The organism is Bdellovibrio sp. BIS2 (assembly GCF_055398295.1).
Map to the genome: position 1 here is coordinate 1026755 of NZ_AP035879.1, position 21684 is coordinate 1048438.

Here is a 21684-nt window from a genome sequence, read left to right on the forward strand (position 1 = left end):
CATAGAATCAAGCATGATCATGGTCATGCTTGATTTTTTTTGGCGGGCATACAGTGCAATCACCCAAGCACGGGTCCCTGCCGATGACCGGCAGAGTTCAAGGAGTCACTATGAAATTCGTTTCTCTGATTATGGCAGCTTTGTTAGGTCTTGGTTCTTCAGCAATGGCATCCCAGGAACAGGGTGTGGCCAAAGATGTTCAGATTGGCATCAGTGGTGTTTATGTTCCGGGTGGTTTTGATTCCGCATCTGATGTTTATGTTGTGGTGAACGGCATCTTCCAAAATGGCTGTTACAAATGGAAGAGCGCTGAAATTGATCACAAAGACACTTACTATCACAGTGTCAAATCCATCGCGACAGTGAGCCCGGGCATGTGCCTGATGGTTCTGATTCCTTTCCAGAAAGAAGTCCGTCTGGGCCGTTTTGCCCCGGGAAAACACACTTTGCACTTTGAAAATGGGGATGGCACTTACATCGAAAAATCAGTGATGATCGAGTAAGAACTTGCACCCAAAAGAGGGCTTTTTAAAGCCCTCTTTCTTTTGAAGGGATCGCTGCCATGCACGTTATCCTGATTTTACTTTCCTTAATTTTTGTCGGCTGCACCAAGGCGTCATTTTATACCTACGATTGGAAAGAGGGCGACAAGACTAAGATCACGGCGCAGCTTGCGGGCTTCGAATTCGCTCCGGCAGAAAAAAACCTCTCTGGTCGGGAATGGGTTCGTCTGCAACCTCAGATTTATCAAGGGCTGGTGGTTGAATCTGCCTACAAAAAAGAAATTCTTGCCACCGATGGTGTTTTAAAGCGTGTCCGGGCCGGTGCTGTCAAACCGGAGATCGCTTTTGCCCACTTGGATTTGGCTTCTGTCGCGGAGCAATCCTCAGGAATTCAGCGGAAACTTCAATCGGCTTTTCCTTTGTTTCGCAAGCGTCCCCCGCAAAGCGTGACTCCGGTGATTACCCAGCGAGGTGGTTTTTATGAAGTCATCTGGCAGGTGGACTATATGGATCTCAAAGGCCAGATGTGGACACTGAAGTTGAATCAAAATCTGGAAGTGCGCTCTATCAGGCCTGCGGGTTCTCAGTTTATTGATACCAGCGCCTGGGTGTATCCGCGCGGCCCCTTGTTGGGATCTGTGCAAGAGGTTCCCTTAAAAGGTCTTTATCTGGAACCCACTCTGGCCAATCATTGGGTGTATGTAAGTTCGCAGGCCCCCGACAAGATCGACAAAGTGGCAGGTCCGTTGAAGTTTTCAACGCAGGACCATCGCTTTGATCAAGCGCAGGCGTTTGTATATTTGAATGAATCGTTCAACTGGTTTCAAAACCGTTTGGGATTCAAAATGCCGTTTCAGGTGCAGGCCGAAGTGTTTGTGGGCTATCCTGAAAAAACCAATTCGGCCTTCTATTACCAGGGGAAAATTCGTTTGGGCCAGGGCGACGGGGAATTCTATCAGAACATTCCGCGCGATCCGTCCATTGTAGTGCATGAAAGTGCTCACGCGGTGATTGATGTGCTGGCGAAACTTCCCTTTGAAGGGGAAGGTGGATCCCTGAACGAGGGCTTTGCCGACTATTTCACAGCTATGCAACTGGGAAGTCCCCGTATGGGCGAAGCCTCTTACAAGAAAGCCCCTTTTCGCCGGACCGTCTTGAATGATCTTACGGTGGCGGACCGAAATGGGGGATTGTATCACGATTCCGGAATTGTCAGCGGCACCTTGTGGGAAATCTCTGAGCAACTGGGTTTTAAAAAGGGCCTGGATTTTTCCATGGCGGTTTTGAATCGCCTGGTGCCAGGCAGTGACTTCGCTGATTTTGGCGGCACATTGAAAGAGGTTTGTGCTGAAAGTCTGTCGATGGAGGATGCGCGAAAAGTGAATGGGATTCTTTCCAAGCGAGGATGGTTATGAGCCTGCTGGGAATTTGGATTTTTGTGGGTCTTCTGTATCAGGGGCAGGAGTTGCCGCCGCCGAATCCGGCGTTGCAGATCGTCTATCACTTTAGTTCTGAAACTGAAAACACCTTGCGCTACTGGCGCGAAGGGGAGCAGGGGTTTTGTGAAAGACGGGCTCAGTACTCATTGAGTCAGGATCAGCTTTATCAGAAGGTGGTTGAAGTTCATCCTGACAATGCACCCTGGTGTTCTCAGGATTCTGACATGCGTTTGGGCTTTGAAAGCTGGACCGTCCTTCGGGAGATGAACGGTCGCTTGTATCTGAAAGTTCTGATGGGGGAAGAGGATCTGTCGTTTATCTGGGAGCGACGGGCAGAGTGAGCTTCAGCCTAGTTGAATCTGTTGGCACAGGCCTGCTTCAGCAGATAAGCCTCGCGCCAGGTGTCCTTGCTGCGCAAAGCCCCCTTGAGATACCAATAGATTCGGACTTGCTCCATATAGGTCAGATCGCAAAAGCCGGTGTCGACATAACAACTGACGTGACTGTCCATTGCTTGCGTATGAAGGTTTTTGCAGCTTGTGCCTTCAGAAACCTCTTGGACCCGTTCCTGCAGACAATAGCGCACATCCTGAAGCCAGATCTGAGAACGGGGAGAGAACCGTTCTTCGTCCACTAAGAACTTCTCACAGTAGGGGTAGCCGAAGTCTTGCCAGTATCCTTTTTTACCACAGGCGTGTTCGCGCTCTTTGCAGGCATAAAATTCACAGGAATTATCGCTGGGCACACAGGTGGCCTGAGCGATCGTGGGTGTAAACAAAAGCAATAAAATCAAATATCTAAGCATGGGCCGAACATAAAGAAGCCAGGGGCCGGTGTAAAGCGGTGGGGGCTTGATAGGCAAAATTACCATAACTGTCAGGATTGTGACGGGGCATTCTATGGTGTCTGACAGGTTTTTATGTGGTTCAGTGATTTTTCTCGTATTCCTCAGGTGGATCTTTAAGGTCACCTAAATGAAAGGACTCTGTATGAAGGCATTGATGGTTGTGATTTTGATGTTATTGGCAGGAGCAGGGGCCCAGGCCGCGGCGGACTCGGTGGCGGTGTTTCATCGCGCAGAAAAGGTCGGCGTTCTGCTGAACGAGCGTGGCGCTTACGGGCGAATCCAGCAGTTCATGGATGCCGTGGGAGCTGAGGGCCGCTATCGCTGGCTGAGTGCCGATGAAAGTGTAAAAATCGAGTGCGCCCGCGAAGATGTCAGAGCCACTTGCACCATCCGTTTCCTGCCGTCTGAGATCGTGAAAATCCAAGGCCGCAGCGTGAAGGCTTTTGTGGCGACGAAGGAGTTTCCACAGTCCTTTGAGATGGCCTTTGAAAGCTCTATGGAGGACCGCTTCAATCTGATTTTGTCCCCTGAAGGAATTGAACTGTGGGCCGGAAAGCGTGGCCAGCAGCCCTAGCCGTAGTACCAAGGTCTGATTCTGTTTAGGGCCTTTCAACAAACTGGGCAAAATGACGATGCCATTGGATAATAAAACCAATGGCATTTTTTTTGGTCTTCTTATTTTCCTGGAATGTCTTTGCTGGAGAGCCTGACAACTTTTCCGCCCGTCGTGACAAGAATGCGGTGGTGGCCAATGCTGAAATCAACCGCGTGGTGAACGCTCTGTTGACGATGGCACTTGATAATTACAACTACAGCAGCAAATCCTGTGATCGCAAAAGATTTTTGAAATATCTGGAAGACGATCTGGATCGCAACCTTCCACAAATCACCAAAGCGTTGTATTTCAATGTGCCGCAGGCGGGGCCGAAAGTTCACACCGAGGTCCCTTATGGATCCGGCAAGCCGTACACGCAGCTTTACTTTTCCCAAAGCGCCAAAGTACAAGTGAAGGGTCAAATCTTTTTTGTGGGGTTTGATAAGATCGATCACTTCTTTTCTCACGGTTCCATGTATTGGGACATGGTCGGGCAGGATCCGAAGCTCCCGGCTGACAAAGTGAAAAAGGCGCTGGAAGTTGGGATCATGCAGGAAAATGCGACGTGGGGGTTGCAGCGTCCCGGTGTGAAATCCTATGCCGATCTGATGGCCAACTATAAAGGCCTTTATTTCTGGCGTGATCTGTTTGATGGAGCTCCGCCCTTGATCGTGTGCAAAGACGGAAAGTTTGTGCAAAGCCGCGAATTTGATCTGGCGAACTACTTTGAACCGGCGATGGATGAAACCATCAATTGCAGCAGCTTTGCCACCCAGGAAATTCATGACCGTATCACCGCGGTCACAAAAAAATGGAATATGAATTGCCCGGTGGATGCAAATGCCTGCGAGATGGCCAAAAAGGTCCATGCGGACAAAGCCGCCTTGCTGCTGCATCCGAAGTGTCGCGGTACAGGAACTTCCCAAATTGAAAAAGCCTCTCCGATGACCACCAAAGATGTCATTGATACCGCGCAGGCGGCGATGTCGGGTGGTGGGGACTATCTGTTGTTTAAACTTTTCGGTGAAAAACAAAAGAAAGGGGCTCAGTAATGATGTATCTGTTGTTGCTGTCCCTGGCCTGGTCGGCGGGGGAAAAAGTCGATGCATCCCAAGCCCGCAAAGCATGGAAATCCTTCCGGGCCTGTGAAAAACAAAGAGCCAATGAATCTGACCTTTTACGTTGTGCCAATTATGAACTTTCTGAAAAACTGTTGCCTGCTGAAAAAGCCAAGCTGATTCAGTTCCTGGATCAGGGGATTTCGTTTTCCGACATCAGCGAGTGCGAAGAAAACGCCCCGGTGCAGCCCATGCGTCCGCAGCCGCGCGAATCGGCCTATTGCATGAAACTGGACGGACTGAAAAAAGAATCCCATGGCTATGTCGTTTTCGTGAAAGAAAACGGGACTGCCAAAATCCAAACCATCAAATTCAAATTTTAAGTGCTTCCAGACATATTCCCAAAAGTTAATCATCAATAACTTTAATGAACTAATAATCGGTGTTCGTTCGTCGTAGTTTGGACGTGTTCTTCAAACTGACGAAAGGACCTGATCATGCTATTTAAGGCTCTTGTATCCTCGGCAATCCTACTTTTTACCTGCCACGGAATGTCCCAAACCATCACCCCTAAGGTTGTCGACGGTGACTACCGCGTGGAACTTACCATCGGCGACAAAGTCTTTATCGACGAGATGACCTTGAAAGGAAAGGAAAAGCCGATGGAGCTAGGCGAATTTCAAGGCGAATTTGTCGGCATAATGATAGTTCCAGGAGCCTTTACTTCACCCATCACAGGCAGCGGCTATTGTACAAGCCGGGACCAACTGTGCGCTCTGAATTTTTCAATTGTCGCCAATGAAAACGGCCAATCCTACAAAGTGAACTACACAGCCAAAGTGGACGACGAGAACTACAAAAAATATCAAAGCGACACTGGCCCCTTGATCATCACCGGCACAGCCACACTCGAGGACGGCTCCGTCCTAGGTGAATACACCGCCACCAAACTGTAGATGAGTTTAGTCTTCAAGGAGTTGAACTTTGCGCAAAAGGCCGAGTGAAAGCGCGGGCCACGGCAGAGCCCGGACGGCGTGTCGCGAAGTGGATGGAAGCAGGCCAACGGGGCCAAGGCGCCCCGGCCGTCGTACTAGAAGATAACGCTGTCAGGAAGGCCCAATCGGGCGGCGATGATTCGCACGATCTCACTGGCTGTTTCTTCCAACGCACGTTCGGTGACGTTGAAGACCGGCCAGCGGCGATTCACCTTAAAGATCTTTTCAGCGTATTCGATTTCTTTGGCGATATGAGACATCGAAGCGTAAGAACCACCCGGATCCTGACCGAATTTTTCCAAGCGGCTTTTGCGGATTCTTTGCAGGGAATCCATATCGATGATCAAACCCACAATGCGGCGCTGATCGATCTTGAACAATTCTTCCGGCAGGGGAGTGTCCAATACCAGCGGGACGTTTGCGACCTTCCAGCCCTTGTGGGACAGGAAGATGGAAAGCGGCGTCTTACTGGTGCGGGAAATCCCCACCAAAACGATGTCCGCCTTGTCCAGTTCGGCAAAGGTTTTGCCGTCATCGTGTTTGACGGTGTATTCGATGGCTTCAATGCGTTTGAAGTATCTTTCATCGACCGCACGCAAGGCACCCACGGTGTCTTCGGAATGCTGACCAAAGAAAGTGTCCAAGGTGGAAAGCAGCGGGCCTAGAAGGTCAAAGTAGGGAATGCCTTTGCCGGAAGCCATTTCGCGGATCTTGGCGCGCAGGCCCTGGCTGGCAACGGTGTAGGCCAGCATTCCACGGCGCTCGAAACATTCTTCGATGACGGCTTCGGCCTGGGTTTCGGTGCGCACGTTTTTACAGCGGATGATGTTAACGTCTTTGGTTGTGTACTGAACCAAAGCCGCCCGGATCATCGTTGCGGCGGTTTCGCCCGTGCTGTCGGAAAGGATATAGATGGTGTAGGTTTTGTTGTCGCCGTCCATCAGTCAGCAAGTCCGTTGATCAGGGCGCGACGCACGTTTTCGACATGTTCTTTCAGCCATAGGTCGGCCATGCCCGAGAAAAGAATAAAGGCAAAGTCAGGGCTGGCTTTGATCAAAAGGCAGGACGTTTTATTGTCCGGATCCAGATGCTGTAACTGCAGTTTTTCCAGCATCGGCTGGGACGCCGTGGAAAGCACCGACAACAGATTCATCTGAGGGATTTTAACAAAGGACTTGGAGTTGTTTTTCAAAAGGTGAGTCGCACCTTTGTGGAAGTAAGCCTGCGCTTTCCACTGACCGTCGTGGTTTTCCAGCATAACGCCGGCATCAAACAACAAGGCCAGACGCGAGAACACCACAATCGCACGGTCAATGTGATCTTCCGGCAGCCCCAAAGAAAGGCCGCGCACCAAAGACAGATCGCGGGACGGCTCGAAGTGAGCGTGACGTTCAGAGGCTTCCACCTTGGCTTCAAAATCATTATCCAGAACAGACTCAAGTCGTTTCTGAAGGTTTGTGATTGTTGACACCAAAGACTGCGAAAATTTCTCCATGAACGCTCCCACTAAGATGCTCCGCCAAATGATGATGTTGGTGTTGGCGGTTTATTTAATTGTGGGGAGAAACGTTTGTTTAATCAAGGACGACTGTGAATTCCTGAACCGGGTGGTGGGACTGCCACGCAATCTGCAGGTTCCCGGTACTTTGTCCAGGTGGCATGAAGATGCGCAAGGTGGGCTCGTTCAGATTCTTCCAGATGCGGAAGATCTCGGCGGTCCACTGGGTAAGGTCTTCGTTCCAGGGAAGGATCACGACCCATTTGTTGGGCAGAAGTTTGTCCGAGGCGATCATCAGCGGCTGATCAGACACCGCAGGGATCGCGGGTTTGTTCAGTTCGGTCTGTTCCAATACACTGCCCAAGAACTCAGGCAGTGCCGGGGACTGGTGGCGCGAGGATTTGCACACCTGAAAGTTCAGGTACCAATCCAGCTTCGCTGTCCACGGCGACTTTTCCAGATCAGGCACAATCCACAGGTCGGAACCCGGGTTGAGAGCGCTGGCCTGGGAAAGTACGCTAAGAGCCATTAGTGAGCCTTGCCGACTTGATCTAGAAGTCCGTTAACGAAGCTGCCAGAATCGGAAGTTCCGTATTTTTTGGCGATTTCAACCGCTTCATTGATGACGATGTTTTCTTTGATAGGATCTGCCGCAAAACGCATTTCGTAAACGGCAATGCGCAGGATGTTGCGGTCGATGGTCGCCATGCGTTCCACTTTCCAGTGGGCGCTGGACGCCTGAATCTTGGAATCAATCTTTTCTTTGTTGGATTTCACACCGGTCACGAGAAGATCAGCATAAGTGATCACTTCGGGGTCAAGACTCTGCTCAAACACCTCTAGGAATGTTTGGTAGCTGATCTGCGGAGCAAACTCAGTTTGAAAGAGGACCTGGAGGGCGAGTTCGCGGGCTTGGCGTCTTGCTGTCAGTTTCATGGTTCGTACTTTTCTCGCTTTCAACAAATGTCATGGCCGTGAGGCTTAATTGTGGATTACTTGCATCGACAAAATCAAGAAGTTCGGCGTCTTCCAGAGTCTCCACAAATTCCTGAACGTCTTTGAAGGTTCTGTATACACTTGCAAAGCGAATATAGGCAACGTCATCCAGTTGTTTTAGTTCAGCCATGACCTTTTTCCCGATCAGACGGGAAGAGATCTCGGATTCACCACGATTGATCACCCAGGCAGAGATTTTTTCAACCACCGCATCGATCTGCGCCAGACTGACTGGACGCTTTTGACAGGAGGCCTGAAGACCTTTCAGGATTTTTTCTTTGCTGAACGGTTCGCGGCGGCCGTCTTTTTTGATGATGAACGGGAACGCCAGCATGATCGTTTCTACAGTCGAGAAACGGGCTTTGCACTCGAGGCACTCACGACGGCGGCGGATGCTTCCGTCCTTCTGCACTCGGGTATCCAAAACTCTGTCATCAGCATGTCCGCAAAAAGGGCATTTCATAGTCTTTAGTCCCGTCCAAAAAGCTAGCCGGAGATTAGGGAGGCGCCTGTCTTGAGTCAATGGGTCTAGTGTTAACGACCTAGCGCGTCAACAACTTCCTCGCCAGAGGGAAAACTGAATAGAATAGAAGCCAGAATTGAGGTGCGTGTGAAGACTTTTCTATCGTTGATTTTGCCCTTGTTTTTAAGCTCCATTGCCACAGCCCAAGACTCCCAGCCCGTGGTGGGCCGCGAGGCCGCTGCGAAGTACTTCCAGCCCCGTGACACGGCATCGTCCTCCTTCAACACCGGAGGCGGTCCGTCGGATCACTATCTGGCTTTGCATTTTGGCCGTTACATGGCGTCGCAATCCTATGACTGGGGCAAGAACGGTCAGGAAGATGACGTGGGGAAAAATCAGTTCGGCGTCACTTACCGGGTGGGCGAGTGGTACAACTCCATGGACATGCTGCTGAGAATTGATTACTCCGAATACGATGTGGGTGGCGAAACTCCGAATAAACTGGCGTTTGTTCCGATGATCATGTTCCCGGATGCGACCTCACGTTTTCCGCTGTATTTCGGTGCGGGTGCCGGTTTGGGAGTGTTCTTTAAACAGGCCTCTGGAAAATCTGCACTGTCCCTGGATTATCAGGTTGTCGCCGGGGCACGATTCTTCAATATCTTTGAAAACACTGGATTCTTCATTGAAGCTGGTTTAAAAAACCACCTTCTTATTCTGTCCTCCGGGCAGTTCAACGGAACCTTTTTGGCCACTGGCCTGGTGTTTACATTTTGAAAATTCACAAGCATCTCGTATCTGAAATCGTCACCGCTCTGGATGAAATCTTTGAACAGGGTTTCTATGCCGACAAAGTCATCCAGCGCCATTTGAAGGCCAACACCCGCTGGGGTTCCCGCGACCGCCGTTTCTTTGCTGAATCTGTTTACGAAATCGTGCGCTGGGAGCGTCTGCTGTCCCATCTTGCTGATGACAACGATCTTTGGAAAGTGTGGGGCGCGTACTGGGTGCGCGGCGGAAACGAGCTTCCTGACTGGGAAGAGCTTGACGGTCTTGATCCGAAAGAAGTCATTGCCCGTGAAAAGAACGTGTCGTCGTTCGCGATTGCTCAGTCCATTCCAGACTGGATGCACGAACGTGGCACCAAAGAGTTGGGTGAAGAGTGGAAAGATGCGATGCGCGCTTTGAACAAGCCCGCGGAAGTGTTCCTGCGCACCAATACTTTGAAAACCACGCCGGATGAGCTGATCAAAACTTTGGAAAAAGACGGCATCAACGCCACGAAAGTTTCTCCGGATCTGCCAAACGCTCTTCGTCTGGTGGAACGTAAAAACGTGTTTATCACCGAATCCTTCAAACAGGGTCTGTTCGAGGTTCAGGATGCCGCTTCCCAGATGGTGGCGCCATTGTTGGGCATTGAGCCGGGTCACCGCGTGATCGACGCCTGTGCCGGTGCTGGCGGTAAGAGCTTGCACATGGCTTCCATGATGAAGAACAAGGGCAAGATCATTTCCCTGGATATTCATGAATGGAAATTGAAAGAGCTGAAAGTCCGTGCCCGCCGTGACGGGGTCGATGTGATCGAAACGCGATTGATTGACTCCAACAAAGTGATCAAGCGCCTGTACGACACCGCGGACCGCGTCCTTCTGGATGTGCCTTGTTCGGGAATGGGCGTTTTGCGCCGCAATCCTGACACCAAATGGAAACTGAGCAACGAAGAGATCGACCGTCTGCATGGCTTGCAGTACGAGATTTTAAGCACCTACTGCAACATGACCAAAAAAGGCGGGCAGATGGTCTATGCGACCTGCAGCCTGTTGCCGAGTGAAAACGAAAAGCAGGTTGAAAAGTTCCTGGCCGAACATGGCAAGGACTGGACTTTGCTCAAGCAGATTCATGTGCGCCCGGATAAAGAAGGCTATGATGGCTTCTACGCTGCGCTTTTGAAAAGGAATTAATATTCTGCAACTGGACCTCGGCTGGCCTCGGGGTCCTAAGTAAACACGCCGATAAAGATTCTGTGAAGAAACTATTGGTGGTCCTTTTAGTGCTGTTTTCCATGAATGCCCATGCCGGCTTTTTGCTGGAGCTGGGTGGCACCTACATGTCAGACAATCTGACCACCGACGAAACCCGAACCTCCGCCAAATACTTCTATAACATCGGCCTGCTGTTCAGTCTGAAAAAACACATCTGGGGCGGGTGGAACTACTCTGGAATTTCCCACACCGACAAAGATGACGTGACGATCGATTTTGCCTCGACCGATACCGGCCCTTACGTGAAGTGGCAGTTCGGGCGCAACGAACTTTACAGTGTCAGCATGGCTTACAATATCCTGAGCACCGGGACTTTCTCCAACGATGGCGAGGCTGAAAAGTGGACGGGGACCAGCATGTGGTTTCAGTTCGGGGTCATGCCCGAGTTTAAAGAGGGCTTCCATATCGGGGCGTCTTTGAACTATTACCTGGCAAATTATACAAAGAAGACCGTCGACGGCACTGAAACCAACTCGTCCAACTCGAAATCCTGGATTTTCCCAATGCTTACGCTCACCAAAGAATGGTGACGCCTTGCGAAAGGTTAAATAGTCAGCATCGGGGCTTTTTCATTTGAAAGCTCGTATTTGCCTTGATATGACCCCTGCCAACGAAACAAGGGGGTCCAAATGATTCGTTCTATTATCGCAGCTGCGTTGACACTGGGTATGGCGTCATCCGCATTCGCTACTGACAAAGCTTACTTCGAAATCAAGAGAGTTATCGTTCGCGACGTAACTGCTCAATATCCACAGATGGAAACGTATGCAAAAGGTGCAAACGGTCTTTCTCAGGATTGCAACTCTCAGCGCCCATTGCGCGTGAAGTTCACTGGCGAGCCAGCTATCGCTAACGACGTGAACCCACTGAACGCGATCGAATTGATCGTGGATCAAATCATCAACATCGGTAAAAAAATCTTCGCAGTTATCAACGCAGGTAAATCTGTTGTTAACGTGAAATTGGACACTGCAAATGCTCTTCCTGCTGGTTTGACTTGCTGGTCTGACCTTGCGGGCTGGAACATTCCTCAGTCCAAAGTTTACAACGTAACTTATGAAAACGGCTTCGGTATGTCTGTTGTCGATTTCTCTTACCGCGTGACTTACACTGCAGGTGGTTCTGCTGATGGTGTTGGTAAATACATCACAAACGCGACCTTCATGCCAGCGAACCTGTCTGTTGCATGGGGCTTCAACTTCGATGCTAACGCAGTCATCCCGTCTGTGTTCAACACAGGCTCCAAGCGTGATCCTGTAGCTGGTATGCAAATGAACATGGAGTGGAAAGTGACTTCTCCAATGGCTCACGAGCAAGCTACTGAGTCTTACTTCGTAAGCGGCGAAAACAAACTTATCGAACTCGAGTAGTTTAAATAAAAAAAGGCCCGGCAAAACCGGGCCTTTTGTCTTCTCTAGAAGAAGATCTTAAGTCCTGACCTGATCCCTGTGCGATCGGTGACTGTGTCATCGGCAGCAGCAGGGATTTTTGTTTTCTGGCTCTCCTTGTACCAGTTTCCGAAGATCCGTACGGCTTTAAAGTCTATAAAAAGCCCGGCTTCGGTGCGATTGCCTTCGACATCTCCCAATTCATCCGTGGAGGTGGGAAGGTAATAGCGATATTTCCCGTCAATTCCAAAATACTTGGTCAAATAAACCTGCAGCGACACCTGGCCGAACTGCTGCGACAGCCGTTGATCGGCCTCGCGGGTGCGCAGTCCGTAGTGCAGGGTTAGCGATGTGTTCTGGATCGAATTTCCCAGAACGCGGATGTTCAGCATGCCGGTCAGGTCGTTGAACTCCTCTTCGCTGTTGTTTTCATATTCCGCGGTCAGCCCGACGAACTGGGCATAGGCGGAAAGCTCACCCATGTACGACACATGAGAATCGCTCACGGACGTGTTGTCGGGGTCCTCAGTTTTGAACGAGTTGTACGAGGCAGCGAGTGAAAACTCGTAGGGCGACGGCGAATTCACCGACAGCCACATGTCCATCATGCGGTTGCGGTTCTTCATTTCGAGCCACTCAGAAAGAGACCACCGGCTGCCTTCGCGGGCGGTGGCGCGTTTGGTGAAATCAATACCGCTGCCCCAGCGACTGCCGGATTGAGCCTGAGACAGACTCGCGGTCAAAATAATGCACAGTAGAAGTAGAGACGAAAATCTGGACATACCCCCATTTTCTCGCTTTATTACCATAAGGTCCAAAAATTCTCTTATCGAGACCCTTGTATGTCTCAAAGAAGGATGCGTCTGTGGTTCATGATTTCGATCCATTTGCTTTAAGAATTTCCGGTGATTTCGGAGTCCGTTGGTACGGCCTCTCTTACATGATGGGCTTTATCTGCGCCTACATCCTGATCACTTGGTTGGCAAAAAGACAACGTGCGGGTTTGTCTGTCCAAATGGTCGGCGATTTTATCACTTATGCAGCCATCGGTACTTTGGTGGGCGGTCGTCTGGGGTATGTGCTTTTCTATGGCCCGGATCTTTTCATGAAGTTCAAATCTGAATTCCCGTACTGGGGTGTGCTTGCTGTCAACGAAGGCGGCATGGCAAGTCACGGTGGTATCATCGGGATCGTGATTGCGTGCTTACTGTATGCGCGCAAGTATTCTGTGAACTCTTTGTACTTGCTCGATCTGGTCGCGGTAACCGGTCCGATCGGTGTGTTCTTTGGTCGTATCGCCAACTTTATCAACGGTGAACTTGTCGGTCGTCCTTGCGATCCGACGTATCCGCTGGCGGTGAAGTTCCCTCAAGACATCGTTTCCTGGCCAGGTCAGGAAGCCGCGAAACTGACGGAGCTTGTTCCGGTTGTTGAAAAAGTCGGCGTGGGTCGTGAGCAGTGGCTGGAACTTGTAGATAAGTTCCGCTTCGATCTGACAGCTCGTGAGCAGCTTTATTCCACTTTGAACAAAGTGATTGAATCCATCCAGGACGGCAACACTGCAGCTAAAGAGGCGATCGCGCCTTTGTTGACTCCGCGCTATCCGTCTCAGTTGTTCGCGGCCTTCGGTGAAGGGCTGTTGATCTTTATGTTCTTGTTCTTCCTATGGAGAAAACCACGCAAGCCGGGCTTTATCGCCGCTTGTTTCGTGCTGATCTATGCAGTGGTTCGTGTTGTTGATGAACACTTCCGTATGCCAGATGCTCACATCGGATTCCAGGCTTTGGGTCTGACCCGAGGGCAGTGGCTGAGCCTTGCTATGTTCGTTGTCGGCTTGATCCTGATGGTCGTATGGACTCGCGCTGCCTCCTTGAAAATTCCGGGCTGGCAGAGAGGGCACTCCATTAAGTTGAACCGTAAATAGATCGCTCCGTCGCGGCGGGGCTTAGAGCTGGGGGCTTGGGTGCCCCAAACGCTCAGACAGTCCTCGCGCTCTGTTTACTTTGTGAAGGCCGCCTTAGGGGTGGCCTTTTTGTTTTCTGATTACTGATGCCGCTCTTTCTTGGCGCTGCGGAACTCGGTTTGGGGCACCCAAGCCCCCAGCTCTAAGCCCCTCGTGTCGCCTTATCTAAAAGGTACCTGCTTACTTTTGCAATACCGGCTTATCTAAAAGGTACCTGCTTACTTTTGCAGAAGCTCTGCGTTGGCGGAAAAGGTACCTGCTTACTTTTTCCGAAGCGGTGCGTTTATTTTGTTGGGGTACAGGACGGTTTGCATGTTGAGGGTGGGGTGGCTGCACTCCAAATTTTTTGTTACTGATTTTTTCAAATAAGCGGTAGCCTTTTCCCAACAGGAGAAATCACCATGATCTTCAGACTTGCTCTGTCCGCGTTGTTGTTGGGTTGTCTTTCGCTGGGATCGGCTACGGCGTGGGCTTTGGATTTTGACAAAGATGCCGGGATGTCGCGAGAGGTTCTGGTGGAGTCTTTGAAAAAGAACACTCGCTTGAATCAAGAGCAGATCGATCAACTGGTTGTTACTTTGCAAAATCAGTTCAATGTGCAGCCGGGGGATAAAATTCCTATCAAGGGTTATCTGTATGCTCACGGCATGAATGTCGGTCTGTTTGTGGATCACGACGTGTGGGCTTTCGATGCAGCTTTCCTGGTGCCGGGCACGGATGAAGTCGTGCGTGTTCCGGGTTTGTATCTTTGTGATTTCAAAAACGGCGGCCTGAAGTTTGAGGTCGCTTACAAGTGGATGTTCAGCTTTATTCCAAGCGGGGTTTCTTTAAGCAAGCTTAACGGTGCGGTTTATGGCCGTGGGGTCGGAGTGGTGGCCGAAGCTTTCCTGGGGCTTGAAGGGTCCTGGCTGCCGGCGCAAAACCGAGTGAATGATCTGTTTCACGTCGCGGTGAAGCTGGGCTTTGGCGGCGGGATTGTCTTCCCGAAAATGGAATTCAAACTGCGCAGTATCCAATAGTTTTTTGTTCTGCCAGGTCATTTCTGAAAAACAAAACCCGCTCTTTCGAAGCGGGTTTTTTGTTTTTAAATCACATCTGAAAAATTAGATTGAAAACGGGTAGGTCTGAAGTTCTGCGCGGGTGATTTCTTTTTGTTCGCCCGTCGTGAAGTTCTTCACTGTGACCGTTTTATTGGTCACTTCGTTGCCGCCCAAAATCAAGGCATAGTGAGCACCCAGTTTGTTGGCTTTTTGCATCTTCTTGCCCATTTTGCCTGACAGGAAGTTTTCCGTCTTAAAGCCACGCACGCGCATTTCATGAGCGACTTTCACGCTTTCGTCCTCGCCCTGTTCGTCGGCACCAACTACGGCGATGATGACTTCCTTTTTTGTCGCCAGTTCTTTCGGGGTCAGATCAGCCAAACGGTCGATGCCGGCAGCCCAGCCCACGCCCGGAGTTTTCGGTCCGCCCATGGTTTCAATCAAGCCGTCATAACGCCCTCCCGCAAGCACGGTGCCCTGAGCCCCCAGCTTGGTGGTCGTGAATTCAAAGACAGTGTGGCAATAATAATCAAGTCCACGAACTAGATGATCATTAATCTTGTACGGGATGCCCAGCTTTTCGATGCCCGCGATGACCTTCTTGAAGAAGTCCTGGGAAGTCTGACTCAAGGATTGTTCAAGTTTTGGCGCATTGGCATTCAGCTTTTTGTCGCCTTCGTCTTTGGAATCCAGAATGCGCAGGGGGTTTTTCTCCAGACGCATTTTGCTGTCTTCAGAAAGCTGATCTTTATGGGCGGTGAAGTAGTTCACCAAAGTATCGCGGTAAGCCGCACGGCTTTCCGCATCGCCCAGGGTGTTGATTTCCAAGGTGCAGTCATCAGAGATGCCGATTTTTTTCAGCAGATCCCACGCCAAAGAGATGGTTTCCACATCCGCCAATGGGGATTCATAACCTAAACACTCTGCGCCCAATTGGTAAAATTGGCGATATCGTCCTTTTTGTGGTCGCTCATAACGAAACATCGGGCCGGAATAATAGAACTTCAGTGGAAGATTCTGCATCATGCCTTCTGAAATAAAAGCGCGAGCCACACCCGCAGTGCCCTCGGGTCTGAGCGTCAGACTTTCGCCTCCACGATCTGTAAAATCATAAGTCTCTTTATTCACAACGTCGGAAGTTTCGCCCAAAGTGCGGTGAAAAACGTCAGAAAACTCGAAAATAGGGGTTTCGATCTCTCCGTATCCGTACAAAAGTGCCTTTTCATAGGCTGATTCTTCGACAAAACGGAAAAGAATGCTGTCTTCAGGAAGCAGGTCTCGAGTGCCGCGGACGCGTTGGATTTTGTTGCTCATGGAATTGGCCCTTTTTTGACTACAAAACATCGTTATATCAGAGGCAAGGGCGGTGCGCAAAGCTATTGCTTTTAAAGGGGGGAGCGTCTTTAATGGGATTATGAAGAAGTGGGTATTAGCAGGAGCGTTCATACTGGTGGCTGTTTTAGCTGCCGTCATTTATCAGTTTGCCGGATCCGGTGGCGCCGCATTGAATGGTGTTGAGGTCGACTGGCGTCTGCTGGGTGAGATGGACTATGTCACGGGCAACTCTTCTTCAGAACTGAAAGCGCTGGACGGCAAAGGGGTGAAGATCCCTGGCTTCATGGTTCCCCTTGAAGACAACCAGCGCGAGGTCGTGGAGTTCCTTCTGGTGCCAAGCCCGCAGGCTTGCATCCACGTTCCACCACCGCCGCCGAACCAAATGGTGTACGTTAAGATGAAACGCGGAACCGATGCGGCTGTAGGGCCGATTTGGGTCCACGGAACTTTGAATCTAGTGACTAAGAAGTCTATGTACGGGGACGCCTCGTTCGAACTCATCGGTGAGGCGATCGAACCCTACAAATAACTTTCAAGGAGGTCTTTATGTTGAAAGTTCTTCTGTTTTCCCTGATGGCCATGGCGCACTCCGATCACGCTGCCCATAATCAGGCGGCACACGTTCACGGCGCTGGCAAAGTCAGTCTGGCCTTTGATGGCAAAAAAGGAAAATTGGAGTTCCATGCTCCGGCAGAATCCATCTACGGATTCGAACACGCGGCCAAATCCAAAAAGGACAAGCAGAAAAAAGATGAGGCTCTGGCCAAGCTCGGCGAAAAAATGGCCGAGATGGTTGTTTTGGATCCGTCTTTGAAGTGTCAAACCAAGCTGGACATGTACGAAGTCATCGAAAAGAAAAACCATTCCGACGTGGAAGGGGAGTTCAATATCTCCTGTGAAGCGCCGGTGGCAGGCAGTACCATCACGTTCAATTTCCAGAAAGTCTTCCCGCGCCTGAAAAAGGTGCAGGTTGAAGTGCTGGCCGATCAGGTGCAAAAGTCCCTGGAGGTTGGCAAGAACGGAGAAACTCTTGAGCTCAAATGATCTGATCACCATCAGGGATTTGTCTTACACCTATGAAGGTCAGAAAAATCCCACGCTGCACGTTCCTGAATTTACGGTGAAAAAGGGCGAAGAGCTGTTTCTTTACGGTCCCAGTGGCACAGGTAAAACGACGTTGTTAGAGATTCTGGCGGGCGTGCTTCGTCCGACCAGCGGGACTGTGCAGATTCTGGGACGTGACTTTGTTAAAATGTCCGATTCCGAGCGGGACTCTTTCCGCGCCGAACACATGGGCTATGTTTTCCAAAGCTTCAATCTGATTCCTTATCTGTCCGTGCGCGAAAACATCGAGCTTCCGTTGCACCTGAGCCCGGCCCGCAAGGCTCGCTTGGGCAGTGTGGACACCGAAATGGTGATCCGCGCTTTGTGCGGCAACCTGGGAATTTCTGATCTGCTGGAAAAAGGTGTCACCGAACTGAGTGTCGGACAGCAGCAGCGTGTGGCCGTGGCCCGCGCTCTTCTGGGGAAGCCGGATCTGCTCTTGGCCGACGAACCGACCTCGGCACTGGATGCAGATCACCGCGAAAAGTTTCTGAAGCTTTTGTTTGAACTTTCCGAGCTTTATGGAACGACTGTCGTATTTGTGTCTCATGACCGCAGCATTGAAAAACTCTTTACGCGTTCAATCTCCTTAGAATCCATTAACAAGGTTGTGTGATGGTCTTTTTGAAGTTGGCAATCAAATCCCTGAAGAATCGGGCGTTCGCAACAACGCTGACGGTGATCTCCATTGCATTGAGTGTGGCTTTGCTTCTGACTGTCGAGCGCGCCAAACGGGCCGCGGAAGAGGGATTCACACAAACCATCAGCAAGACCGACCTGATCGTCGGTGCGCGCAGTGGTCCGTTGCAGTTGATTCTGTATACAGTGTTCAACATGGGAAATGCCACCCATAATATCTCCTATGAAACTTATGAAAAAGTAAAAGCGCACCCGGCGATTGAATGGACGATTCCTTATTCTTTGGGTGATGGGCATCGCGGTTTCCGCGTGGTGGGCACGACTCAAGACTTCTTCAAGCATTATCACTATCGTGGTGACCAGCAGGTGAAGTTTGCTCACGGCAAAGAGTTCGCCGACATCTGGGATGTGGTTATCGGGGCTGACGTGGCCCGCAAGCTAAACTACTCCTTGGGTGATCGCATTGTGGTTGCTCACGGTGTGACCAAGGGCGAAGGCATCTTGCAGCACGATGATCGTCCGTTCGTGATTTCCGGTATTCTTGAGCCAACTGGCACGCCACTGGACCGTGCAGTTTACATGTCCTTGCAGGGCATGGAGGCTTTGCACGTGGATTGGCAGGATGGCGCAGCTCCGGCGATGGATAAGGTTATTCCTCGTGAACAACTGACGAATGATCTGAAGGTTCACACCATCACGGCGTTCTTTGTAGGCGCCAAGTCCCGCATCGAAACCCTGAAACTTCAGCGCGAGATCAATAATTTTGAAGGTGAACCTTTGCTGGCGATCATTCCGGGGGCGACTTTGAGCGAACTTTGGAATGGATTGTCTTACGTTGAAGGTGTGCTTCGCATGATTTCCTGGATGGTTGTGGCCGTGGGCTTTATGGCGATGCTGATTGCCTTGACGACGACACTGAACGAACGCCGGCGTGAAATGGCGATCCTGCGTGCCGTGGGGGCGAAGTCCAACCAGATTCTGGGTCTTTTGGTATTCGAGTCCGCACTTTTGACTGCGGTGGGTGTGGCGTTGGGACTTGTGACCTCCTGGGGTTTGATCGCGGTGTTGAAACCGTGGATTGAAACCGAGTTCGGTCTGTATCTTGTCGGCCCTTGGGTCACTCGTTATGAATTGATGTATCTGATCATCACTCTGGTTGGCGGGACGCTGATTGGTTTGATTCCGGCTTTGCGTGCGCAGAAGCTGGCCTTGAAAGACGGACTGAGCATTCGTATTTAAAAAAAACCGCAGGTGTTGCGACCTGCGGTTTCATGTCTCTTAGGTTTCGGAATTATCTACTGAACAATTTGTGCGAGCTGGGCACCTCCTACAGCCGGAAGGCCCGTCGTATCAATGTTTTCCAGGATCACGCCTGGTTTCGCTTTAAAGAAAATATCCACCATCAGACGGAACTCGACATCCTGACCGTCTTTGTCTTTACCTGTTGCCAGACGGGTCAGCAGTTCCTCTTCCGCCAGTTCTGATTCGCCCTGTTTGAACATAAGGAACGGAGAGCGCAGTTCCGTGCTGTTGCCGTACTTGTCTTTTTCGTTGGCATAAACCACATGGCAGGCGTTGATCGCAGCCACTTTCGCATCGGCCAGACTGATCACTTCACCGGCGTCCGCCACGGCGTTGCGGTTTTTGTCCACCCAGACTTTGATTTTCTGGCTGTACAGTTCGCCATCCCAAGGGCCCAGATAATGCTTCTTTGGATCTTCGGACTGGCAGTCTTTTACCGCCAGCGCCGCCAAAGTTTCAAAACCGTTGGCAAAAGTTTTCTCTTCACCGTTCACTGACACTTTCATCTGGGAACCAAACAGATTCTGGGAGCTGGTGATGCTGCCATCCGCATTTGGAACCACCAGGAAGCCGTCATCAATTTCACGGCTGAAATGGGTTTTGTTCACGTTGTTTGTGGATTCACGCACAACCAGGTTACCACCCAACCACGCCGTCATATGAGTCACCGGCGCCTGGATGTTTGCAAGGTTGAAGAAGCTTCCGCCTTCAAGGCTGGAGGTGCGAACGTTTTTTACGCCCAGATCCAGAACCAGCGGTGTGTACTTGGTGCTCATCGCCGTGCCTTCAACACCTGAATGAACCAGCCACTGGATCAGTTGCGGCACACCTTCGTAAGCAGACAGGGTGCCGGCTTTGGAAGAACGCTGGGTGGAAAGAACGTTGGTCACGAATTCACGCTCAGTCCAAATGGTTCTCAAAGAGAAGATTTCTTTGAAGGACAAACGCACTTCATCACCACGGGTCAGGCTCTTACTCAATTTAATAAACTCCGGCGTCAGAATGCTGACGGTCTTGCCGGACTTATCGACGACGTTTTCACGAAGGTCGGCAACATAAAGGGACACGATGTTCGGAGTTCCATCGCCTAGTTTTTTAAACAGGCGGGGACTGCCGGAATCAACGATGTCTTCATAGGATTCACCATAGTACAAGTTACGCAGGGAATGGTTTTGCACGGCCAACACGTCCGCTGGGGCGGCGGCGCCTTCTGCAAAGACAGTCACGGCACCCGCGTCATCAACACTGGCAATGGCGCGAACGGTGCTGAAGAAACATTTTTCACCCGCTATGAATTCACGACGGGCTTGCTGGTGGTCAGCAATATAGTGGAAGTGATTGGTTTTCGCCGCTGCTTTATTGCAGTTTGTGGACCATTTGCAGGCATCGGCAGCACTGTCTTTTTTCGCTGCACCCACATAGAATGGTGTCACACCATTGGATTCTTTGCGCAGAATGGATCTTTCGTGGGACCACTGTGCAATCGCATCTTCAGCACTGCCGGCAGACACGGAAAAGCGCACTGGAATCAAAGAAGTGTCCGCTTTCGCCGCCGCCAGGGCTGCTTGGCGTTCTTCTTCATAACGGTCACTGCCGTCAGCGCGTTGACGCTCGCAGTTTGAAACGGCTTTGCCGTTTAAGCCGTCGTCAGCGGCAATATTAGGTGTCATGGAATCGTCACCCTGACTGATGTCAGACATGTGTTTATATGGATTGAACGGATCGACTTTTGGTTCTTCAACTTCCGGGATCACCGGCGTCTGGCCGAAAACGTTGTCCGTCAATGAGCTTTGTTCAAGGACTGAGGGGGCAAAACGTACAGGTTGGCTGCAACCGACGACAGCCTCAACAAGCGCTCCACACAGAACAATTTTGGAAAGTTTAGTTACTTTATTCACGAAAATCCCCCCGGATTTAAAACTGAATACTTGCGAACTAGTGATTCTGATCGCGCAGTGACTTCACTTCGACTTCATCCTCCAGCAGGAAGGGGTTGTATTTCACCGGGTTGCGTGTGCTTTGCACGACGGTGATGACTTCACCTTTAAAGGTGTTTTCTGAACTGACATTGCGTGTGATGGTGCTGTTCAGATCTTTGGCGGCGGCGTTGTTTTCTTCAATCATCTGATTAAAGTCGCCGGTGCCGATACCATCTTTTGCAAAACTTTTTACTGGTGCGAACAGCGTGAATAGTAAAAGTCCACCCATTATCTTCTTCATAGCATCCCCCCGTGGGAATTTTCCTAAAGCAACGGGCAGGCCAGCACTTAAGTGCGTGAAATCGTGTGAAGGGCGCTGTTCACGTTTTGGTGGCGTTACCATTCCTTAATTTCTGTGAATGCTTGATTTGTCTGGGATAAACCTGAAAACCGCCCAGTGTTTAAACATGGGAATTGCGTGTACAGTCCGCTAACAGGGGGTGGGGAACGTCAACCAGCTTTTAGACAGTGACCAGGGTGTCTACGGCGATAAGCAAT

Annotated in this window: 27 protein-coding genes; 17 read left to right on the forward strand and 10 right to left on the reverse strand. The window is 50.7% G+C overall.

The annotated features are described in order from the left end of the window. Nucleotides 1–110 precede the first annotated feature (110 nt). The 3 genes from ACZ520_RS05010 to ACZ520_RS05020 are packed head-to-tail and all read left to right on the forward strand — an operon-like array spanning nucleotide 111 to nucleotide 2283. Nucleotides 111–503 (forward strand): hypothetical protein, encoded by a 393-nt coding sequence (locus ACZ520_RS05010; RefSeq protein WP_088565929.1) that lies wholly within the window; start codon nucleotides 111–113, stop codon nucleotides 501–503. Between the two features lie 59 nt (nucleotides 504–562). Then, entirely contained in the window at nucleotides 563–1918 is a 1356-nt protein-coding gene (locus ACZ520_RS05015; protein WP_464127679.1) for a gluzincin family metallopeptidase, read from the forward strand. Next, the gene (locus ACZ520_RS05020) at nucleotides 1915–2283 is read left to right on the forward strand and encodes a hypothetical protein (protein ID WP_464127680.1); all 369 of its coding nucleotides are present in this window, start codon (nucleotides 1915–1917) and stop codon (nucleotides 2281–2283) included. The genes ACZ520_RS05015 and ACZ520_RS05020 overlap by 4 nt, the downstream gene beginning before the upstream one ends. Before the next feature lie 8 nt (nucleotides 2284–2291). Here the strand turns inward: ACZ520_RS05020 and ACZ520_RS05025 are convergent, their stop codons facing one another. Next, nucleotides 2292–2747 carry a hypothetical protein gene (locus ACZ520_RS05025; RefSeq protein ID WP_417870092.1) on the reverse strand — a complete coding sequence of 152 codons (456 nt, stop codon included), beginning with the start codon at nucleotides 2745–2747 and terminating at the stop codon, nucleotides 2292–2294. Between the two features lie 184 nt (nucleotides 2748–2931). Between ACZ520_RS05025 and ACZ520_RS05030 the strand changes: the two genes are divergently transcribed. The 4 genes from ACZ520_RS05030 (at nucleotide 2932) to ACZ520_RS05045 (ending at nucleotide 5398) form a co-directional block, all read left to right on the forward strand. Next, complete coding sequence (locus tag ACZ520_RS05030; protein ID WP_232468670.1) at nucleotides 2932–3363, forward strand: hypothetical protein; 432 nt, start codon at nucleotides 2932–2934, stop codon at nucleotides 3361–3363. 80 nt (nucleotides 3364–3443) lie between these two features. Then, nucleotides 3444–4436, forward strand: coding sequence for a hypothetical protein (locus ACZ520_RS05035; RefSeq protein WP_464127681.1), 993 nt, complete (start codon nucleotides 3444–3446; stop codon nucleotides 4434–4436). After that, entirely contained in the window at nucleotides 4436–4825 is a 390-nt protein-coding gene (locus tag ACZ520_RS05040) for a hypothetical protein (RefSeq protein WP_374032305.1), read from the forward strand. The genes ACZ520_RS05035 and ACZ520_RS05040 overlap by 1 nt, the downstream gene beginning before the upstream one ends. A gap of 168 nt (nucleotides 4826–4993) precedes the next feature. Next, the gene (locus ACZ520_RS05045; RefSeq protein WP_374032306.1) at nucleotides 4994–5398 is read left to right on the forward strand and encodes a hypothetical protein; all 405 of its coding nucleotides are present in this window, start codon (nucleotides 4994–4996) and stop codon (nucleotides 5396–5398) included. 134 nt (nucleotides 5399–5532) lie between these two features. On the opposite strand, the gene ACZ520_RS05050 is transcribed toward ACZ520_RS05045, so the two are convergent. The 5 genes from ACZ520_RS05050 to nrdR all read right to left on the reverse strand — a co-directional run bounded on the left by ACZ520_RS05050 (nucleotide 5533) and on the right by nrdR (nucleotide 8394). After that, nucleotides 5533–6378, reverse strand: a complete 846-nt coding sequence (locus ACZ520_RS05050) for a pyruvate, water dikinase regulatory protein (RefSeq protein ID WP_088565921.1) — start codon at nucleotides 6376–6378, stop codon at nucleotides 5533–5535. Continuing rightward, nucleotides 6378–6932, reverse strand: coding sequence for a GTP cyclohydrolase (locus tag ACZ520_RS05055; RefSeq protein WP_464127682.1), 555 nt, complete (start codon nucleotides 6930–6932; stop codon nucleotides 6378–6380). The genes ACZ520_RS05050 and ACZ520_RS05055 overlap by 1 nt, the downstream gene beginning before the upstream one ends. 79 nt (nucleotides 6933–7011) lie before the next feature. Next, nucleotides 7012–7464, reverse strand: coding sequence for a hypothetical protein (locus ACZ520_RS05060; protein ID WP_417866606.1), 453 nt, complete (start codon nucleotides 7462–7464; stop codon nucleotides 7012–7014). Next, a complete protein-coding gene (gene nusB, locus ACZ520_RS05065; RefSeq protein ID WP_088565918.1) occupies nucleotides 7464–7871 on the reverse strand; it encodes a transcription antitermination factor NusB in 408 nt (135 codons plus the stop codon). The genes ACZ520_RS05060 and nusB overlap by 1 nt, the downstream gene beginning before the upstream one ends. Then, nucleotides 7810–8394, reverse strand: coding sequence for a transcriptional regulator NrdR (gene nrdR / locus ACZ520_RS05070; protein ID WP_011163623.1), 585 nt, complete (start codon nucleotides 8392–8394; stop codon nucleotides 7810–7812). The genes nusB and nrdR overlap by 62 nt, the downstream gene beginning before the upstream one ends. Before the next feature lie 147 nt (nucleotides 8395–8541). Here nrdR and ACZ520_RS05075 point away from each other — a divergent pair, with 147 nt between their 5' ends. From ACZ520_RS05075 to ACZ520_RS05090, 4 genes are all read left to right on the forward strand, one after another. Then, entirely contained in the window at nucleotides 8542–9171 is a 630-nt protein-coding gene (locus ACZ520_RS05075) for a hypothetical protein (protein ID WP_374032310.1), read from the forward strand. Then, nucleotides 9168–10355 (forward strand): RsmB/NOP family class I SAM-dependent RNA methyltransferase, encoded by a 1188-nt coding sequence (locus ACZ520_RS05080; protein ID WP_088565916.1) that lies wholly within the window; start codon nucleotides 9168–9170, stop codon nucleotides 10353–10355. Before ACZ520_RS05075 ends, ACZ520_RS05080 begins: the two co-directional genes overlap by 4 nt. Nucleotides 10356–10417: 62 nt before the next feature. Next, a complete protein-coding gene (locus tag ACZ520_RS05085; RefSeq protein WP_374032311.1) occupies nucleotides 10418–10966 on the forward strand; it encodes a hypothetical protein in 549 nt (182 codons plus the stop codon). Nucleotides 10967–11065: 99 nt separating this feature from the next. After that, nucleotides 11066–11806, forward strand: a complete 741-nt coding sequence (locus ACZ520_RS05090; RefSeq protein ID WP_088565914.1) for a hypothetical protein — start codon at nucleotides 11066–11068, stop codon at nucleotides 11804–11806. Between the two features lie 44 nt (nucleotides 11807–11850). Here ACZ520_RS05090 and ACZ520_RS05095 read toward each other — a convergent pair whose 3' ends face one another. Then, the gene (locus tag ACZ520_RS05095) at nucleotides 11851–12606 is read right to left on the reverse strand and encodes a hypothetical protein (protein WP_232468666.1); all 756 of its coding nucleotides are present in this window, start codon (nucleotides 12604–12606) and stop codon (nucleotides 11851–11853) included. An 83-nt stretch (nucleotides 12607–12689) separates the two neighbouring features. Here ACZ520_RS05095 and lgt point away from each other — a divergent pair, with 83 nt between their 5' ends. Both lgt and ACZ520_RS05105 read left to right on the forward strand, forming a co-directional pair. Then, complete coding sequence (lgt, locus tag ACZ520_RS05100; RefSeq protein WP_464127683.1) at nucleotides 12690–13748, forward strand: prolipoprotein diacylglyceryl transferase; 1059 nt, start codon at nucleotides 12690–12692, stop codon at nucleotides 13746–13748. Nucleotides 13749–14188: 440 nt separating this feature from the next. Further along, entirely contained in the window at nucleotides 14189–14806 is a 618-nt protein-coding gene (locus tag ACZ520_RS05105) for a hypothetical protein (RefSeq protein WP_464127684.1), read from the forward strand. 84 nt (nucleotides 14807–14890) lie between these two features. Here the strand turns inward: ACZ520_RS05105 and hisS are convergent, their stop codons facing one another. Further along, nucleotides 14891–16141, reverse strand: a complete 1251-nt coding sequence (hisS, locus tag ACZ520_RS05110) for a histidine--tRNA ligase (protein WP_464127685.1) — start codon at nucleotides 16139–16141, stop codon at nucleotides 14891–14893. A gap of 100 nt (nucleotides 16142–16241) precedes the next feature. Here hisS and ACZ520_RS05115 point away from each other — a divergent pair, with 100 nt between their 5' ends. Genes ACZ520_RS05115 through ACZ520_RS05130 form a run of 4 tightly spaced genes read left to right on the forward strand, consistent with a single transcriptional unit; the run spans nucleotide 16242 to nucleotide 19144 of the window. Next, nucleotides 16242–16691 carry a DUF3299 domain-containing protein gene (locus tag ACZ520_RS05115; RefSeq protein ID WP_374032317.1) on the forward strand — a complete coding sequence of 150 codons (450 nt, stop codon included), beginning with the start codon at nucleotides 16242–16244 and terminating at the stop codon, nucleotides 16689–16691. Nucleotides 16692–16708: 17 nt separating this feature from the next. After that, nucleotides 16709–17206 (forward strand): ZrgA family zinc uptake protein, encoded by a 498-nt coding sequence (locus tag ACZ520_RS05120; RefSeq protein WP_464127686.1) that lies wholly within the window; start codon nucleotides 16709–16711, stop codon nucleotides 17204–17206. Next, nucleotides 17193–17882, forward strand: a complete 690-nt coding sequence (locus tag ACZ520_RS05125) for an ABC transporter ATP-binding protein (protein ID WP_374032320.1) — start codon at nucleotides 17193–17195, stop codon at nucleotides 17880–17882. The genes ACZ520_RS05120 and ACZ520_RS05125 overlap by 14 nt, the downstream gene beginning before the upstream one ends. Continuing rightward, nucleotides 17882–19144: an ABC transporter permease gene (locus ACZ520_RS05130; RefSeq protein ID WP_464128390.1), complete on the forward strand. Its 1263-nt coding sequence runs from the start codon at nucleotides 17882–17884 to the stop codon at nucleotides 19142–19144. The genes ACZ520_RS05125 and ACZ520_RS05130 overlap by 1 nt, the downstream gene beginning before the upstream one ends. Before the next feature lie 56 nt (nucleotides 19145–19200). Here the strand turns inward: ACZ520_RS05130 and ACZ520_RS05135 are convergent, their stop codons facing one another. Further along, entirely contained in the window at nucleotides 19201–21105 is a 1905-nt protein-coding gene (locus ACZ520_RS05135; RefSeq protein WP_464127687.1) for an iron-regulated protein frpA, read from the reverse strand. A gap of 37 nt (nucleotides 21106–21142) precedes the next feature. After that, the gene (locus ACZ520_RS05140) at nucleotides 21143–21427 is read right to left on the reverse strand and encodes a hypothetical protein (protein ID WP_464127688.1); all 285 of its coding nucleotides are present in this window, start codon (nucleotides 21425–21427) and stop codon (nucleotides 21143–21145) included. Between the last annotated feature and the right edge of the window lie 257 nt (nucleotides 21428–21684).